17 protein-coding genes are annotated in these 15,103 nt (G+C 58.1%); 6 read left to right on the forward strand and 11 right to left on the reverse strand.

What is annotated here, in order from left to right:
- Window positions 1–18: 18 nt before the first annotated feature.
- The gene (locus BMS17_RS21080) at window positions 19–909 is read left to right on the forward strand and encodes a pseudouridine synthase (RefSeq protein WP_046032386.1); all 891 of its coding nucleotides are present in this window, start codon (window positions 19–21) and stop codon (window positions 907–909) included.
- 65 nt (window positions 910–974) lie between these two features.
- On the opposite strand, the gene BMS17_RS21085 is transcribed toward BMS17_RS21080, so the two are convergent.
- Complete coding sequence (locus tag BMS17_RS21085; protein ID WP_046032385.1) at window positions 975–1,196, reverse strand: YgdI/YgdR family lipoprotein; 222 nt, start codon at window positions 1,194–1,196, stop codon at window positions 975–977.
- Window positions 1,197–1,268: 72 nt separating this feature from the next.
- On the reverse strand, window positions 1,269–1,877 hold the full coding sequence (gene mobA / locus BMS17_RS21090; protein ID WP_077431666.1) for a molybdenum cofactor guanylyltransferase MobA: 609 nt from the start codon (window positions 1,875–1,877) through the stop codon (window positions 1,269–1,271).
- Between the two features lie 80 nt (window positions 1,878–1,957).
- Between mobA and moaB the strand changes: the two genes are divergently transcribed.
- Complete coding sequence (gene moaB / locus BMS17_RS21095) at window positions 1,958–2,497, forward strand: molybdenum cofactor biosynthesis protein B (protein WP_077431667.1); 540 nt, start codon at window positions 1,958–1,960, stop codon at window positions 2,495–2,497.
- A complete protein-coding gene (glp, locus tag BMS17_RS21100) occupies window positions 2,481–3,707 on the forward strand; it encodes a gephyrin-like molybdotransferase Glp (RefSeq protein WP_077431668.1) in 1,227 nt (408 codons plus the stop codon). The genes moaB and glp overlap by 17 nt, the downstream gene beginning before the upstream one ends.
- 64 nt (window positions 3,708–3,771) lie before the next feature.
- On the opposite strand, the gene BMS17_RS21105 is transcribed toward glp, so the two are convergent.
- Entirely contained in the window at window positions 3,772–4,080 is a 309-nt protein-coding gene (locus BMS17_RS21105) for a hypothetical protein (protein WP_046032381.1), read from the reverse strand.
- Between the two features lie 322 nt (window positions 4,081–4,402).
- On the opposite strand from BMS17_RS21105, the gene yegS reads away from it, so the two are divergent.
- Window positions 4,403–5,302 carry a lipid kinase YegS gene (gene yegS, locus BMS17_RS21110; protein ID WP_077431669.1) on the forward strand — a complete coding sequence of 300 codons (900 nt, stop codon included), beginning with the start codon at window positions 4,403–4,405 and terminating at the stop codon, window positions 5,300–5,302.
- Here the strand turns inward: yegS and BMS17_RS21115 are convergent, their stop codons facing one another.
- The 3 genes from BMS17_RS21115 to BMS17_RS21125 all read right to left on the reverse strand — a co-directional run bounded on the left by BMS17_RS21115 (window position 5,303) and on the right by BMS17_RS21125 (window position 7,730).
- Window positions 5,303–5,962, reverse strand: coding sequence for a response regulator transcription factor (locus BMS17_RS21115; protein WP_046032379.1), 660 nt, complete (start codon window positions 5,960–5,962; stop codon window positions 5,303–5,305).
- On the reverse strand, window positions 5,959–6,852 hold the full coding sequence (locus BMS17_RS21120; RefSeq protein WP_077431670.1) for a sensor histidine kinase: 894 nt from the start codon (window positions 6,850–6,852) through the stop codon (window positions 5,959–5,961). The genes BMS17_RS21115 and BMS17_RS21120 overlap by 4 nt, the downstream gene beginning before the upstream one ends.
- 407 nt (window positions 6,853–7,259) lie before the next feature.
- Window positions 7,260–7,730 carry a hypothetical protein gene (locus BMS17_RS21125; protein WP_046032377.1) on the reverse strand — a complete coding sequence of 157 codons (471 nt, stop codon included), beginning with the start codon at window positions 7,728–7,730 and terminating at the stop codon, window positions 7,260–7,262.
- A gap of 461 nt (window positions 7,731–8,191) precedes the next feature.
- Here BMS17_RS21125 and BMS17_RS21130 point away from each other — a divergent pair, with 461 nt between their 5' ends.
- On the forward strand, window positions 8,192–9,127 hold the full coding sequence (locus BMS17_RS21130) for a chemotaxis protein CheV (RefSeq protein WP_046032376.1): 936 nt from the start codon (window positions 8,192–8,194) through the stop codon (window positions 9,125–9,127).
- 92 nt (window positions 9,128–9,219) lie between these two features.
- Window positions 9,220–10,026 (forward strand): MOSC domain-containing protein, encoded by an 807-nt coding sequence (locus BMS17_RS21135; RefSeq protein ID WP_077431671.1) that lies wholly within the window; start codon window positions 9,220–9,222, stop codon window positions 10,024–10,026.
- Between the two features lie 70 nt (window positions 10,027–10,096).
- On the opposite strand, the gene BMS17_RS21140 is transcribed toward BMS17_RS21135, so the two are convergent.
- The 5 genes from BMS17_RS21140 to atuD all read right to left on the reverse strand — a co-directional run bounded on the left by BMS17_RS21140 (window position 10,097) and on the right by atuD (window position 15,094).
- Complete coding sequence (locus tag BMS17_RS21140; RefSeq protein WP_007940055.1) at window positions 10,097–10,381, reverse strand: pyrimidine/purine nucleoside phosphorylase; 285 nt, start codon at window positions 10,379–10,381, stop codon at window positions 10,097–10,099.
- Between the two features lie 68 nt (window positions 10,382–10,449).
- Window positions 10,450–10,992 (reverse strand): exonuclease domain-containing protein, encoded by a 543-nt coding sequence (locus BMS17_RS21145; protein WP_077431672.1) that lies wholly within the window; start codon window positions 10,990–10,992, stop codon window positions 10,450–10,452.
- 71 nt (window positions 10,993–11,063) lie between these two features.
- The gene (locus BMS17_RS21150) at window positions 11,064–13,025 is read right to left on the reverse strand and encodes an acetyl/propionyl/methylcrotonyl-CoA carboxylase subunit alpha (protein ID WP_077431673.1); all 1,962 of its coding nucleotides are present in this window, start codon (window positions 13,023–13,025) and stop codon (window positions 11,064–11,066) included.
- A gap of 117 nt (window positions 13,026–13,142) precedes the next feature.
- Window positions 13,143–13,940: an enoyl-CoA hydratase/isomerase family protein gene (locus BMS17_RS21155; protein WP_077431674.1), complete on the reverse strand. Its 798-nt coding sequence runs from the start codon at window positions 13,938–13,940 to the stop codon at window positions 13,143–13,145.
- Entirely contained in the window at window positions 13,937–15,094 is a 1,158-nt protein-coding gene (atuD, locus tag BMS17_RS21160; protein WP_046032371.1) for a citronellyl-CoA dehydrogenase, read from the reverse strand. Before atuD ends, BMS17_RS21155 begins: the two co-directional genes overlap by 4 nt.
- Window positions 15,095–15,103 lie beyond the last annotated feature (9 nt).

A 15,103-nucleotide genomic window follows, 5' to 3' on the forward strand; every position in this document is an offset into this window, starting at 1 on the left:
GAGGGTCAGAACGTTCGTATGTCCACTTCAACTTTTTCTGCGGCACACAACCAGGCCAGCACACTCTACCTGCCGCCTGGTTCGTGGCAGACCGTCATCGATTGCCTGTGCGAACACTTCAGCGCTATCGGCCGTGACCAATGGCTGGACAGAGTGGCGCGTGGTCGGGTGCTGGACGGGCACGGAATGCCGATCACGCTTGATCTACCCTACAAGGAAGGCCTGCGGATTCATTATTTTCGTGAGGTGCCGGACGAGAAGCCGATCCCGGTAGTCGAGACGATTCTCTATGCCGACGAGCACTTGGTCGTCGCAGACAAGCCGCACTTTCTGCCAGTGACGCCGGCTGGCGAATACGTGGAGCAGACGCTGCTGCGCAGGCTGATTCGTCGACTGGATAACCCTCATCTGGTGCCGTTGCATCGCATTGACCGGCATACGGCGGGGCTGGTGCTGTTTTCGGCCAACCCTCAGAGCCGTTCAGCGTATCAGTCGTTATTTCCAACACGACAAATCGAGAAACGCTACGAAGCAATCGCCCGTGCCTTGCCTGGGCTGACTTTTCCTTTGGTTCATAAAAGTCGTCTCATCGATGGCGAACCGTTTTTTCGCATGCAGGAAGGTCCAGGTATCTGCAACACCGAGACAGCAGTCGAGGTTCGGGAGAAGAACGGAGATCTGTGGCGATATGCGCTTTACCCGGTGACGGGCAAGAAACATCAATTGCGGGTACACATGACTGCGCTGGGTGCGAGTATCTGCAACGACCCGTTTTATCCGCAGGTGCTCAAGGACATTGAAGATGACTATGCCAATCCGCTGAAATTGCTCGCGCAGGGCTTGCGGTTTCTGGACCCGGTCACCGGCCAGGAAAGAGTCTTTGAAAGCACTATCACGTTGCAGTGGTGAAAAATATCGCCCACGAAAAAGCCCGCATTAAGCGGGCTTTTTGTATCCGGTCGGAGCGGCAAAGATTACAACTCTTTAACGGTGCGAACCTGATCCTTGTTGATGCGGGTTTGCTTGCCGTCCAGCTGTTCGAATTCGTAGAAGCCTGATTCTTCATCGTACCGTGGCGAGTCGACGGCCTGGATTTCGCGACCGTCATTCAGGGTAATCACTGATGGCGATGCGCAGCCGGCGAGGGTCGCGATGCCCGCGGCGAGCATGAAAGTGGCGAGGATCCGTTGAGTCATGAGAGTGTCTCCAAATATGAATTCTTTTGATTACTGAGCTTGAGACGTATACAGCGCACGCAAGTTCCTTGGCTAGAGTCGTTCTGACTCGGGGCTATGCGCGCTTAACAGTTCCGGGGTATTCAGGTTGGCCAGGCGAGGGTCGTTTTCGGCGCATTGCAGAGCGCTGGCCCCCAGCTTGCGCATAATGCGCCCCGGACTGCGTTCACCGTCATTCCATGCGGAGTCGAACGCCGCGCAAAGCGCGACCGGGATGATACACAGCAGCGGCTCCCAGTGTTCGCCCTGGCGCAGCATCAGCGGTTTGTCCGGATGCTGGTTGGCAGTTTCGCGCATGCTCTGGAGCAGGGCGGCGCTAATGCGAGGTACGTCGCACGGCAACACCAGCAGATGAGCGTGGCGCGCAGCTTTGAGACCCGCGCGAATCCCGGCCAACGGTCCAGGGAAATCACCTTCGTCGTCATGGACCAACTGATCGGCATACGGCGCGTACATGTCCAGGTTCCTGTTGCACGAGATGATCAAGTCATCGCTCAGGCCACGGGTTTTTCGATGTAGGTGCGCAATCAGCGGCTCGCCATGCCATTTCAGCAAACCTTTGTCCTGACCGCCCATGCGTTGGCCGCGACCACCTGCCAGGAGCAGAATGGAGCAGGGTGGCAATGGTGAATTCGAGGTCATGGCAGGTCTCCATGGGACGCTGAAAAATTGAAGCGCTGTGATATAACACCGAGCTGTTTTTCCTACAACTGGACGAGCCTATGAAAGCCAAGGCTGATGTACCGTTCGCACCGCTTAACATCGCGGTGCTGACGGTCAGCGATACTCGAACTCTGGAAACCGATACGTCAGGCCAGGTATTTGTCGACGGCTTGAGCGCAGCCGGCCACAACTTGGCCGCTCGAGTGTTGCTTAAAGATGATCTCTACAAAATTCGTGCGCAAGTCGCCAATTGGATTGCCGATGAAGTGGTTCAGGTGGTGCTGATCACTGGCGGTACCGGGTTTACGGGGCGCGACAGCACGCCAGAGGCGGTGAGTTGCCTGTTGGATAAGCAAGTGGATGGTTTTGGTGAACTGTTCCGGCAGATTTCCGTTGCCGATATCGGCACCTCGACCGTGCAGTCCCGGGCTCTGGCCGGTTTGGCCAACGGGACGCTGGTCTGCTGCTTGCCAGGTTCTACCAATGCCGTTCGCACCGGCTGGGATGGCATTCTCGCCGAACAGCTGGATTCTCGTCATCGTCCCTGCAATTTCGTGGCCCACTTGAAGCAGGCGGCACCCTGTGAATCCCGCGGGTAAGCCAGGTAAAAGCGGTAGCCTGATGCCTGTCGAGGTGGCGCTGGCGCGTCTGCTGGAAATGGCGGACGCCTCGCCCATCCACGACCGTGAACGTTTGCCGGTGGCACAGGTTCAGGGGCGTGTGCTCGCCGATGACCTGGTCTCGACACTCGATCTGCCGCCTTGGCCGAACAGTGCCATGGACGGTTACGCCTTGCGAGTTGCTGACTGGACGGGAGAACCGTTGGTGGTCAGCCAGAAGGTATATGCCGGTCAGGCGCCTGAACCGTTGAAGCCGGGTACTTGTGCCCGAATCTTCACCGGTGCGCCCGTGCCAGCAGGCGCCGACTGTGTCGAAATGCAGGAGAATGTCGAGGTTCTGGCAGATGAACGGATCCGCTTCATCGAACCGATGAGCCCCGGTCAAAACATCCGGCCACAAGGTCAGGAAACGACGGTCGGCGAACTGATTTTGCCGGCCGGCACGCGACTTGGGGCTATCGAACAGGGGCTGGCGGCATCGCTGGGTTGTGCTGAACTGGACGTGGTTCGCAAGGTTCGTGTTGCGGTTCTCTCCACCGGAGATGAATTGGTTGAACCGGGTCAGACCCTGGGCCCGGGACAGATCTACAACAGCAATCGGGTGTTGCTGTGCAGTTGGTTGCAGCGGCTGGGCTGTGAAGTCATCGATGCCGGCATTCTTCCTGATGATCTGGCGATCACCCGTGCCCGTTTGGGCGAGTTGAACGATGTCGATTTGATCCTCTCTACGGGAGGGGTATCTGTAGGTGAAGCGGATTTCCTGGGCATGGCGCTGCGCGAAGCGGGCGAACTGTCTCTTTGGAAACTCGCCATCAAACCTGGCAAGCCGCTGACATTCGGGCATTTCCGGGGTGTACCTGTGATCGGGTTGCCCGGCAATCCGGCGTCGACACTGGTCACTTTTGCTTTGTTGGCAAAACCCTATCTGATGCGCCGCCAAGGTGTAAAAGAGGTCGAGCCATTGAAGTTTCAGGTGCCCGCAGGGTTCGACTGGCCTAAAGCTGGCAATCGCCGAGAATACTTGCGTGGGCGCCTGGAGAACGGCCGGGCAATCATTTACAAGAATCAGAGCTCTGGCGTACTTCGTAGTGCTGCCTGGGCCGATGGTTTGGTTGAGGTGTTGGAAGGGCGGACGTTGATCTCGGGTGAATATGTCGTGTTCATTCCGCTGAGCGAAATCCTGAACTGACCTCAAAGCACGCTCTTGCCGCAAGCCCGGTGAAACTGCCGGGACTTGCGTGCATGTCCAACGCTTAACGGACCAGAAGTGTCACGACCTGGTCAAAGCGGCTATTGGCGACCCAACCCAACAACCCGAGAACTACTGCTGCGCCGCCAGCCGAGTAGGCAAGCCTGTGCTTGATGGATTTGACGTCACTGCGCACTTCATCCATGTCTCTTCGGATGTATTTCAGATGGGTCTCCAGCTCAATGACGCGAGGTTCCATATCAACTGCTCCAGCGGGTTTTGCGTTTTTGTTGAATTCAGTCTGATGATTGGCGCGGCTTTCCGAGAACGGCATCACCGGGCTCATCGGTAACGTGATGTCATGAGCTTGCATGGAGAAAAACGCTCCTTGCATCAATGCCCTTCGGGTCGCCGAAACTCGAATTGATTGTGTCTTTTAAGGCCCTTGAAGGGTGTCTACTCATTGCTTGCACATCCCTGTGTGATTGCTGTTGATGGCTGATATTCGCCGACACCAAAGTGTACCAATCGTCCAGGTTGGTCAATTGAGCCGATTCCTCACATGTCGTAAGAAAATATCCCGCCCTGTAGGAACACAAACCTGTGCGCGTCGAAAAAACTCAATACGTTGCGACCTTTCCAGGGCTCTGTGAGGTCAACATCTCCAGAATGAATCCCAATCAGGAGTGACAACAATGGGTGAGCGCAAGGCGCTATTGATTCTGCATGGCAAGCAGGCACTCAATGAGGCAGTTCGTGCGGCCGTCGAAGGCAAGCGCGAACAGGGCTGGGATCTGGCCGTCCGATTGACCTGGGAGGCGGGCGACGCACAGCGGATGGTGGAAGAGGCGTTGAGCGCAGGCTATAAGCAACTGATTGCCGGTGGCGGCGATGGCACTTTGCGCGATATCGCCGAGGCCATGTCGATGCACCCGAATCAGGCCAGTCTGGTCTTGATGCCGTTGGGCACCGCCAACGATTTTGCTTGCGCCGCCGGTGTGCCGCTTGTGCCGGTACTGGCACTGGAACTTCTGGATGTTGCGCCGCACGCTATCGATTTGGGGGAGGTGGGGGGGCAAATCTTTCTGAATATGGCCACCGGCGGTTTCGGCAGTCAGGTCACGGCCAATACATCGGAAGAGTTGAAAAAAGTTCTCGGCGGCGCAGCCTACCTGTTTACCGGTCTCTCACGCTTCAGTGAGTTGCATGCCGCTTATGGCGATTTGCAGGGGCCAGGTTTTCATTGGAGCGGCGAACTGTTGGCACTCGGCATCGGCAATGGTCGGCAAGCGGGGGGTGGGCATGTGCTATGCCCGGAAGCGCTGGCGGACGATGGTTTGCTGGACATCAGCATTTTGCCGGCGCCACAGGAAGTGATCGGGACCTTGAAAAACCTGCTGGCCGATGGTTTTGGCATCGACAACATGTTTGTGCGCGCTCGATTGCCCTGGGTCGAGATCAAGGTTTCGGAAGGACTGCACATCAACCTTGATGGCGAGCCTCTGGAAGGCGACAGCTTGCGTTTTTCTGCGCGTCCAGCGGCATTGCGCGTGCATTTGCCGGAGAATTCACCGCTATTGCGAGCATCGCGGTAGCTAATCGTCCAGGCTGATGATTTGCTCGCGTACCGCGAACAGGACCAGGCCAGCCACGTCGTAGATCTGCAGGCGTTTCATGATCTGCGAGCGGTGGGTTTCAACGGTCTTGATACTAAGGCCCAAGCCGTTGGCGATTTCCCGGGTGGATTTTCCGCGAACAATCAGTCGCAGGATTTCCAGTTGCCGTGCCGTCAGGTTGTGTGAGTCGGGTACTTCCGGTTGCTGCTTCTGGTTGCGGATCAGCGCCTGGTTGATAACTGTGTGGGCGATGGCAGGGCTCAGGTAGCGTTCGTTGTTGCGCAAGGCATCCAGGGCGTGTTCCAGCTCGGTGGCTGTCGTGTCTTTGAGCAAATAGCCATGAGCGCCGGACTCCAGGGCTTGCATGATCAGTGCAGGATCAGTGTGCATCGACAGAATCAGTACTTTGCTTTGAGGGCGCACTTGTTTGAGTCGCTGCAAGGCTTCAAGGCCGCTGGTCTCCTTCATGGAAATATCCAGCAGAACAATGTCAGGGGACAGTTTCTCGACCATTTCGAGCAACTGTGCGCCGTCGTTGGCCTCGCCAATAACTGCATAGCCGGGAATATCCAGCACCAGAGCGCGCACGCCTGCCCTGATAAGCGAGTGGTCATCCACCAGAAGTAAGTTACAAGTCAATGCATAACCTTATTCGTACTGGCCCGTTCGAGCGCGCGGGGCGCCCAGGGGAAGAGTGCTTCGATTTGAGTACCTTTACCCGGCTCGCTGGTCACGGCCAACGTTCCGCCCAACTGATCGATCCGCTCCCGCATCCCGGCCATCCCACGCTGGCCCTCTCGACCAGGATCCGCCGCCGGTGCGAAACCCTGGCCGTCGTCGCTGATCAATAATGACAGGCCTTGGGGCATACGTTGCAGGCGAACCAGCAGATTTTTTGCTTCAGCGTGACGCTGGATATTGGTCACTGCTTCCTGGGTAATTCGAAACGCTGCCACCGCCATTTCCTCTGGTATGCCGGTCAAGCGTTGATGGCATTCCAGGCTCCAGTGCATTGATGTATTGGCCAGGGTCTTGAGCAGGTGCGCACGAAGGCTGGCTTCCAGCCCGAGACTCGTCAACTGCCTGGGATTGAGAATGGCCGAGACGTCACGAACCTTGGTCAGGGTTTCTTCCAGTGTGTCGCAAAGCACTGAACACTGGCCCTGCATGTCTTCTGGCATCCGGCGCTTGAGCCATTCACTTTGAAGTTTTGCAGCGGTCAGCAATTGGCCAATATCGTCGTGCAATTCTCTGCTCAGCCGATGGCGTTCGTTTTCCTGTACTTCCAACAGGCGGTCCGCCAGCTCTTGCGGCTGAAATTTTATTGATGTGCTCGAGAGGCGATGCTGCACCCAGACGCTGGTCAATGCCGCGATATTGAGCAGCAGCAAGCTCAATGGAAGGGGGGCGGACAAACCGAAGACCAGCAGGGTGCCAAGGGTCGAGCAAACGCACAGCAACAGCGTGAACCGTCGCGCGTTATTTTGGGAAGGTGGCCATTGGGTGAGTGACTTGAGGCTGGCGTACATAGCGGATGGAGCCAATGAATGTTCGCTGCGGGCAGACCGGCCATAGTGGCTGACGGGTCTCTGTCTGAAAAACTGTAGTGGTCGTCTTGAACAGGGCGCGGTCCAGTGGTGGAACTTCAACCTTTATCGGCCTGCTCTCATCTGGCGTCACTTTGCCATTAATTGGCGTCAACTAATGGTCGGCATAATACCACCTAAGATACCGTTGGTCGCGTTTGGTATATATGTCCACAGAGTCAGGAAACAAGAAGGCTGGACGATAGTTCCACAATAGAAAAAGTTTTACGGAGGGGGGCGATTAATGACTGTCGTTTGCAGGTACGAAGTATTCAATTGCGACATGAGCGCTCATATAGGGAGCTGCATCAGGGCAATAAGAATGCGCACTGCAAAGTTGTCTGACTAATTTAAGCCTGTCGTTCCGAATAGGTAACGAGCGTAAAGGGTTTGGAATTAACCGGTAACTGAAAATGACTTTGTCCGATCTGGACCGCAAAGGCTTCGATCAGGGACGTCTGTTCACTGTCATCAAGGCTGAGTTGGCCGGTGGTCTGGTCAATGAGTTCGAGCTGCCAGGCCATCAGCGTGAAGCAGTCCTTCAGTGCACCCAGTGCCTGCTCGTGCAGGTCAATGTGGTTGTGGCTCAGGTTGAGCAAACCGTGGATATGCAGGGAAAACTCCGACACGGCTTGCAGTGCGAGGGCGTCGGCCCGGCTCGCCAGTTTGAGCAGGCTGCTGAGCATGCAATCGATTGCGTCCTGGTCATTACTGATCAGTTGCAAGTGGTTCAGGCACTCCTCCGATTTGGCCAGGAGGGTTTCCGCCTCAACAAGAAACTCGGGTAGACGCTGAGCCCACTGCTTCGATTTGTTCGGCATGCTTATCTCCACAACGTCATGTCAAATGAGGGGATGTCGCGTATGTCGACGAGGACGTCTTGCGTCCCGGCGCTGCCATGCCGGCATGAGATCGCGCTCCGGCAGGCCTGGGCTAAGGCTGGGGAACTCGAGCGGGTGGGTGGCCACTTACCTGCGATCGCACACAAAAGCCTGACTCCGTTCATGCAATGAGAATGGCGTCACATTAATGGCTATTGGATATTGCGAATATCAGGTTGGGCCTGATTGTTACTAGGGGAATCCCTTACGTGAGGGAACCTAACGTGCAAACCGTGGTCGCGCCGCAGGGAGTAAAGCTGATTGAGTGCGGATGCAGTAAAGCATGATGTTAATGTGACATCAATGCTCGATCGTGGCATTTTGTCTCAAGGTCAAGATCTGGCAATAACAGCCGATAAACCCTTTTAGTGAATTAATCAGAACAAGCCCAGGAGTCATTAATGGCCGGCATTCTCGACACGGTAGACCAACGCACGCAACTGGTGGGTGAGAATCGCCTGGAAATTCTCATGTTTCGCCTGGCCGGCCGGCAATTATTTGCGATCAACGTTTTTAAAGTGCAGGAGGTGCTGCAACTGCCGAAACTGACCCTGATGCCGCAACGCCATCCTTTTGTTTGTGGCGTGGTCAACCTGCGTGGCCAGACTTTGCCGGTGATTGATCTGTCCCAGGCCATCGGCATGCGTCCGCTGGTGCCGAGCCCGACCAGCACGATCATCGTCACTGAATACAACCGGTCGGTGCAGGCGTTTCTGGTCGGGGGCGTGGACCGCATCGTCAACATGAACTGGGAAGCCATCCTGCCGCCGCCGACCAGTGCCGGTCGCCAGCATTATTTGACGGCGATCAGCAAGGTTGACGACCAGTTGGTCGAAATCATCGACGTCGAAAAAGTCCTGGCCGAAATCGTGCCGTACAACGCCAAAGTCTCTCGCGAAAAACTCGAAGACCCGGTGCTGGAACGCGCCCGTGGCCGGGAAGTGCTGCTGGTCGACGACTCCAACGTCGCCCTGTCGCAATTGCGCGACACCCTGGGTCAGTTGGGCGTGAAGATGCACATTGCCAGCGACGGTCTGAAGGCACTGAACATGCTCAAGGCCTGGGCTGATACGGGCGTATCGATGACCGACAAATTGCTGATGGTGTTCACCGACGCAGAGATGCCGGAAATGGACGGCTATCGCCTGACCACAGAAATTCGCAATGACCCACGTCTACGCGGCCTTTATGTCGTCCTGCACACCTCGCTGTCGGGCAGCTTCAACGACTCGATGGTCAAGAAAGTCGGTTGTGACAACTTCCTCTCCAAATTTCAGCCGGACAAACTCGTCGACGTGGTGCGCCAGCGCCTGATGCTCGACGAAGTGCCAGCCTGATTCCGGAGCGACAGGCTGGCGGTTACGTCAGCCTTTGATTCGGCGATCAAGCTCGTATAGGGTGGGTTTTTTTGCCCACCAAGGAGCTGGCCATGCTGCGTCTGAGCGCGCTTTATCGTTATCCGTTGAAATCCGGCAAGGGCGAACCCTTGCAGCGCGTCGGCCTCGACAAGCTGGGTTTGGACGGTGATCGACGCTGGATGCTGGTCGATGAGGCCAGCGGGCGCTTCCTGACCCAGCGCGCGGTAGCGTCAATGAGCCAGTTGTCGGCGTTGTGGAATGCCGATGGCGGGCTGACCCTCAATGCACCGGGCCACACGTCAATCGATATCGCCTTGCCCGGTAACGACGCGCCACTGCGTGGTGTGACTATCTGGCGTGACACCTTGCGTGTGCCGGATGCCGGTGACGCAGCAGGTGCCTGGGTCAGCGAGTTCATTGGTAAACCGACGCGGCTGGTGCAAGTTCCTCTGGATCGTGCACGCACCACGGAGGCCGGTTACGGCAACGACGATGACCAGGTTGCGTTCGCCGACGGCTACCCGTTATTGCTGATCGGGCAGGCGTCCCTGGAAGACTTGTCGCAAAAGGTCGGGCGTCCACTTGAGATGCTGCGCTTTCGACCGAACCTGGTCATCGAGGGCAGCGAAGCCTTTGCCGAAGATGGCTGGAAGCGTATCCGCATCGGCGATGTCGAGTTCCGGGTGGTCAAGTCCTGTTCACGCTGCATTCTGACCACCATCGACCCGCAAACCGGCGAGCGAAGCGAAGACCGGGAACCACTGGCCACGCTGCAGAAATACCGCGCTGAAGCCGATGGCGCAATGTTTGGGCAGAATCTGGTCAACGACAGCAGCGGTCGTCTCGAAGTCGGAATGCCGGTGACGATTCTCGAATAAAAGCCCCCTGAACGAAAAATGCCCGTGTCCAAGGACACGGGCATTTTTTGTGTTGAGAACCCGGGGGGGGTTAGCCGCGGTATTCACACAGGTAAGCGGTGTCGACGGCCACTTTCAACTGGAACTTGCTGTTGGCAGGCACATTGAACTGGCTGCCGGCCGCGAAGGTTTCCCAGTCGCTGCTGTCAGGCAGTTTGACAGTCAGGGCACCACTGACCACGTGCATGATTTCACGCTGGCTGGTGCCGAACTCGTACTCGCCCGGAGCCATGACGCCGATGGTCGCAGGACCTTCAGCGGTGCCAAAGGCGATCGACTTGACGGTGCCGTCGAAGTACTCGTTGACTTTAAACATGGGCGATTCCTCGAAAAGGGCTAAAAGGGCCGGCCAGTATGCACAAGGCCTCGAACGCCGTCACCTCTCTAGGTGGGGAAAACCAGCGGCAGCAAGCGTGCTGTATTGCGCGCATCTTCCAGTGCCCGATGTTGCTGCCCGGTGAACTGCAGGCCCGCCAGTTGCAAGGCGCCATTGAGACTCAGCGGACGCTCCAGTCGTCTGACCTTGGCAAAGCGCTGCTTGAGGTTCATGTGCGGTACCCGGCTCAGGGCGCTGTCAAGTTGCAGGCGCTCCCACTCCTGAACCAATTGTTTGCGATCGTAATCGCCCCAACTCGCCCAGCCTTCCAGACGAGAATGATGCGGGTCCAGCCAGCGCTCGAATGACGGCCAAACCTCGGTCAGCGGTTGTGCGGTATCAATATTGCCTTGGGTGATGTGAGTCAGCTCCCGGCAAAACGGAGTCAGCAATGGCCGACGCAGCGGTTGCACGAAACGCTGGAAGTGATCCAGCTCGCGACCTTTGCGGTCCACCAGGGTGGCACCGATTTCGATGATTTCCATTTCCGTTACTGGCCAGCCACCTTCATCGGTGGTGGCTTCCAGATCTATCACCAGCCAGTGAGGCATCGCAGGGTTCCTGGTATCCGCGTCCTGATAGGGCTTGAGCGTAGCCAAACCCGGCGGATCCGCCTAGCGTCTTATTCGACCTCCAACAAAATCTGACGATTTTTGACCTGATCGCCGACCTGCACCTGCAAGCGTTTCAGCACGCCGTCGATGCCTGACTTGAGCGGATGCTCCATTTTCATGGCTTCGAGCACCACCAATAGCTGGCCTTTGCTGACCTGGCTGCCCTCACTGACCAGAACGTCGACGATGGCACCGTCCATAGGTGCCTTGAGCGTGCCGTTACTGACGCTGGCCTGAGCGCTGACCAGTGCCTGGGTCCGATCCACCAGTTGCAGGCTGCCGGGGCGGGTGAACAACCACAGTTGCCCGGCTTGGAGACGATAGGCATGACGCTGGCGGATGCCGTTGATGTCCAGCGTTGCCCAGCGCCCGTCGCTCTGGATGATCTTCAATTCCAGCGCTTGCCCGGCGACACGAATGCGCATGGGTGCGTCAGGTGTGGCGTTCAGTTCCACCGGCCAATCCTGTTCATTCAGGCCGATGCGGTAGTGCAAGGGCACACTGGCATTGTTGCGCCAGCCAGTCAGTGGTGCCGGGTGAGCCTGTGCCGAGGCGTGATAGAACAGTGCGGCAGCGATGGCCAGTTCTGAGGCGTTCGGGACATAGGCCTGCAAGCACGGATGGTCAACGAAGCGGGTCGGTATAAAACCGGTGCTGAATTCACCGCTGATGAAGTGCGGGTGGTCGAGCAGGCTGGCGAGCAAACGCTGGTTGCTCTGCACGCCCAGCAACACGCTGTCCTGCACGGCCCGCAGCAACTTGCGCCGCGCCTCTTCGCGAGTCGCGCCGTGGGCGATGATCTTGCCGAGCATCGGGTCATAAAACGGGCTGATGCTCTGGCCTTCTATCAGGCCATGATCGATCCGTACACTGCCCGGCAATGCGGGTTCCCAAGCCATGACCTGACCGGTTTGCGGCAGAAAACCGTGGGTCGGGTCTTCGGCATACAGGCGCACTTCCATGGCATGCCCGTTGAGCTGTACCTGTTCCTGTCGTAACGGCAGTGGTTGTCCTTCGGCGACGAGTAACTGCCAGGCCACCAGGTCCAGCCCGGTGATCAATTCAGTGACCGGGTGTTCCACTTGCAACCGGGTGTTCATTTCCAGAAAGTAGAATTGCCCGCGCGCATCCAGCAGAAACTCCACGGTGCCTGCGCCGACGTAATTCACCGCCCTGCCAGCCTTGAGCGCGGCCTCGCCCATGGCCTGGCGCAACTCGCTGGTCATCACCGGGCAGGGCGCTTCTTCGATGACTTTTTGATGGCGGCGCTGGATCGAACAGTCGCGTTCTCCGAGGTAGATGAGGTTACCGTGTTGATCGCCGAACAGCTGAATCTCGACGTGGCGCGGGTCGATCAACGCTTGTTCGAGGATCAGTTCGTCGCTGCCAAAACCATGCTGCGCTTCGGAGCGTGCGGTGCGCAGTTGTTCCAACAACTCGCTGGCATCCGGCACCAGGCGCATGCCACGTCCGCCCCCGCCCGCACTGGCCTTGATCATCAACGGATAACCAATGCGCTCGGCTTCGCGGCTCAGGGTGGTGTCGTCCTGTTCGGCACCTTGATAGCCTCTGACACACGGCACGCCGGCCTCGATCATGGCGATTTTCGACAGACGTTTACTGCCCATCAGCTTGATGGCTTCGGGGCTGGGGCCGATGAAGGTGATGCCGGCGTCGCGGCAGGCAAGGGCGAAGCCGGCGTTTTCCGAGAGAAAACCGTAGCCGGGGTGGATCGCATCGGCCCCCGTGCGCCGGGCGGCGTCGATGATGGCCGGGACGTTCAGATAAGACTGCTGCACCGGGGCAGGGCCGATGTTGATGGCTTCGTCGGCCATGTGCACATGCAGGGCATCGGCGTCGGCATCGCTGAACACTGCAACCGTGCGATAGCCCAGCGCTTGCGCAGTACGCTGGATACGGCAGGCGATTTCACCGCGGTTGGCAATCAGGATTTTTCTGAGTCCGGGCATATTCTGTTCCCTTGGTTTGCGGTGAATGTGATGACCCCATCGCGGGCAAGCCCGCTCCCACATTGGATCTCTTTATGCTGAAGATCTCTTGTGGGAGCGGGCTTGCCCGCGATGCTTTCAGGAGGCCCATCCCGGTTTACGCTTTTGTACGAAAGCCATCGTCCCCTCGACACCTTCCGCCCCGGTCACTGCCTCGCTAAACCATTGCGCCGCTTCATCCAGCAACGCATCCGACGGTTGCCCGGCACTCGCCAGCAGCAGTTTTTTAGTCGTCGCATTAGCACCCGGCGCGCAGCACAGCACATGGGCGAGGATTTCATCGAGGCGCTCGGCCAGTGCTTGCGCGTCATGTTCGACAAAATGCACCAGGCCCATGCGCCGCGCCTGCGTACCGTCGAAACGCGCGGCAGTCAGCGCCAGTCGCCGGGCCTGGGTCAGGCCGATGCGCTGGACCACGAAGGGGGCTATTTGCGCGGGCAGCAAACCGAGGCTGGTTTCCGGCAAACCGAATTGCGCCAAGTGATCGGCCAGGGCGACATCGCTGACGCATGCCAGCCCCAGGCCGCCCCCTAACACCGCGCCTTGCAGCACCGTGATCACCACTTGTGGCGCGTGTTGTACTTCTTGTAGCAGGGCGCCGAACGCCCGATTCAACTCGCGGTAGGCGCTCGGGCCTTGAGCGCGAGCGTTGGCCATGTCCTTGATGTCGCCACCGGCACAGAAATGCCCGCCGGCGCCGCCAATCACCAAGGCCCGAACCGCGCGATCATCGCGCACCGCCCCGAGTACCGAGCGCAGTTCGGCGACCATCTGCAAACTCATGGCATTGCGACTTTCCGGGCGATTGAGGGTGATGTGCAGCACGCCGTTATGCGGCTCCAACAGCAACGTCTGGCAATCGGGCAGGGGGCTCATTTCTTTTTCCCCGGCAGAATGCCCATGAGTTTGCAGATGATCCCCAACATGATTTCGTCGGCGCCGCCGCCAATCGACACCAGTCGCACGTCACGGTAAGCACGGGCGACCGGGTTGTCCCACATGAAACCCATGCCACCCCAATATTGCAGGCAGCTGTCGCTGACTTCGCGGCCCAGACGCCCGGCCTTGAGTTTGGCCATGGAGGCAAGGCGAGTGACGTCCTGGCCTTTGACGTATTGCTCGGTGGCCTGATAGACCAGCGCCCGCAGGCATTCGATTTCGGTTTGCAGCTCTGCCAGGCGGAAGTGAATGACCTGATTGTCGATCAGTGCACTGCCAAAGGTTTTGCGTTCCTTGCAGTACTCGATGGTGCTGTCGACGCAATACTCCAGGCCCTTGATCATGTTTGCCGCGCCGAACAGGCGTTCTTCCTGGAACTGCAGCATTTGCATCATGAACCCGGCCCCTTCATGGCCGACGCGGTTACGCTGAGGCACCCGCACGTTGTCGAAAAACACTTGGGCGGTTTCCGAACTGCGCATGCCGAGTTTGTCCAGGTGCGAACTGAGGCTGATGCCTGGCGTGTTCATCGGCACCATGATCAGCGATTTGTTGATGTGCGGCTTGTCGTCCGAAGTGTTGGCCAGCAGGCAGATGAAATCGGCGCTTGGCGAGTTGGTGATCCACATCTTGCTGCCGTTGATCACGTAGTCGTCGCCGTCCTTGCGGGCGGTGGTTTTCAGCCCGGCGACGTCGGAACCGGCACCGACTTCCGAGACGCCGATGCAGCCGACCTGTTCACCGGTAATGGCCGGGCGCAGAAACTCGTCGCGCAATTCATCGGAACCGAACCGCGCCAGCGCCGGGGTGCACATGTCGGTCTGCACGCCGATGGACATCGGAATGCCGCCGCAATGGATAGTGCCGAACTCTTCGGCGGCGACAATGGAGTAGCTGTAGTCCAGCCCCATGCCGCCGAATTTTTCCGGTTTTGATATGCCCAGCAGGCCGAGATCGCCGGCCTTGCGGAAGATCTCGTGGATCGGAAAACGACCGGCCTTTTCCCATTCTTCGACGTGAGGGTTGATCTCGTGATCGACGAATTGGCGGACGGTGCGGCGCAGTGCTTCGTGTTCCTGGGTGAAGATCATTTTTGTTGT

The sequence above is a fragment of the Pseudomonas sp. C9 genome (assembly GCF_002000165.1).
Taxonomy (GTDB): Bacteria; Pseudomonadota; Gammaproteobacteria; order Pseudomonadales; family Pseudomonadaceae; genus Aquipseudomonas.

Excerpts from the sequence above, each read along its gene's own strand:
- BMS17_RS21080 (WP_046032386.1), top strand. The coding sequence starts at position 19 with ATGTCCACTTCAACTTTTTCTGCGGCACACAACCAGGCCAGCACACTC.
- BMS17_RS21085 (WP_046032385.1), bottom strand. The coding sequence starts at position 1,196 with ATGACTCAACGGATCCTCGCCACTTTCATGCTCGCCGCGGGCATCGCG.
- mobA (WP_077431666.1), bottom strand. The coding sequence starts at position 1,877 with ATGACCTCGAATTCACCATTGCCACCCTGCTCCATTCTGCTCCTGGCA.
- moaB (WP_077431667.1), top strand. The coding sequence starts at position 1,958 with ATGAAAGCCAAGGCTGATGTACCGTTCGCACCGCTTAACATCGCGGTG.
- BMS17_RS21105 (WP_046032381.1), bottom strand. The coding sequence starts at position 4,080 with ATGCAAGCTCATGACATCACGTTACCGATGAGCCCGGTGATGCCGTTC.
- yegS (WP_077431669.1), top strand. The coding sequence starts at position 4,403 with ATGGGTGAGCGCAAGGCGCTATTGATTCTGCATGGCAAGCAGGCACTC.
- BMS17_RS21120 (WP_077431670.1), bottom strand. The coding sequence starts at position 6,852 with ATGTACGCCAGCCTCAAGTCACTCACCCAATGGCCACCTTCCCAAAAT.
- BMS17_RS21125 (WP_046032377.1), bottom strand. The coding sequence starts at position 7,730 with ATGCCGAACAAATCGAAGCAGTGGGCTCAGCGTCTACCCGAGTTTCTT.
- BMS17_RS21130 (WP_046032376.1), top strand. The coding sequence starts at position 8,192 with ATGGCCGGCATTCTCGACACGGTAGACCAACGCACGCAACTGGTGGGT.
- BMS17_RS21135 (WP_077431671.1), top strand. The coding sequence starts at position 9,220 with ATGCTGCGTCTGAGCGCGCTTTATCGTTATCCGTTGAAATCCGGCAAG.
- BMS17_RS21140 (WP_007940055.1), bottom strand. The coding sequence starts at position 10,381 with ATGTTTAAAGTCAACGAGTACTTCGACGGCACCGTCAAGTCGATCGCC.
- BMS17_RS21145 (WP_077431672.1), bottom strand. The coding sequence starts at position 10,992 with ATGCCTCACTGGCTGGTGATAGATCTGGAAGCCACCACCGATGAAGGT.
- BMS17_RS21150 (WP_077431673.1), bottom strand. The coding sequence starts at position 13,025 with ATGCCCGGACTCAGAAAAATCCTGATTGCCAACCGCGGTGAAATCGCC.
- BMS17_RS21155 (WP_077431674.1), bottom strand. The coding sequence starts at position 13,940 with ATGAGCCCCCTGCCCGATTGCCAGACGTTGCTGTTGGAGCCGCATAAC.
- atuD (WP_046032371.1), bottom strand. The coding sequence starts at position 15,094 with ATGATCTTCACCCAGGAACACGAAGCACTGCGCCGCACCGTCCGCCAA.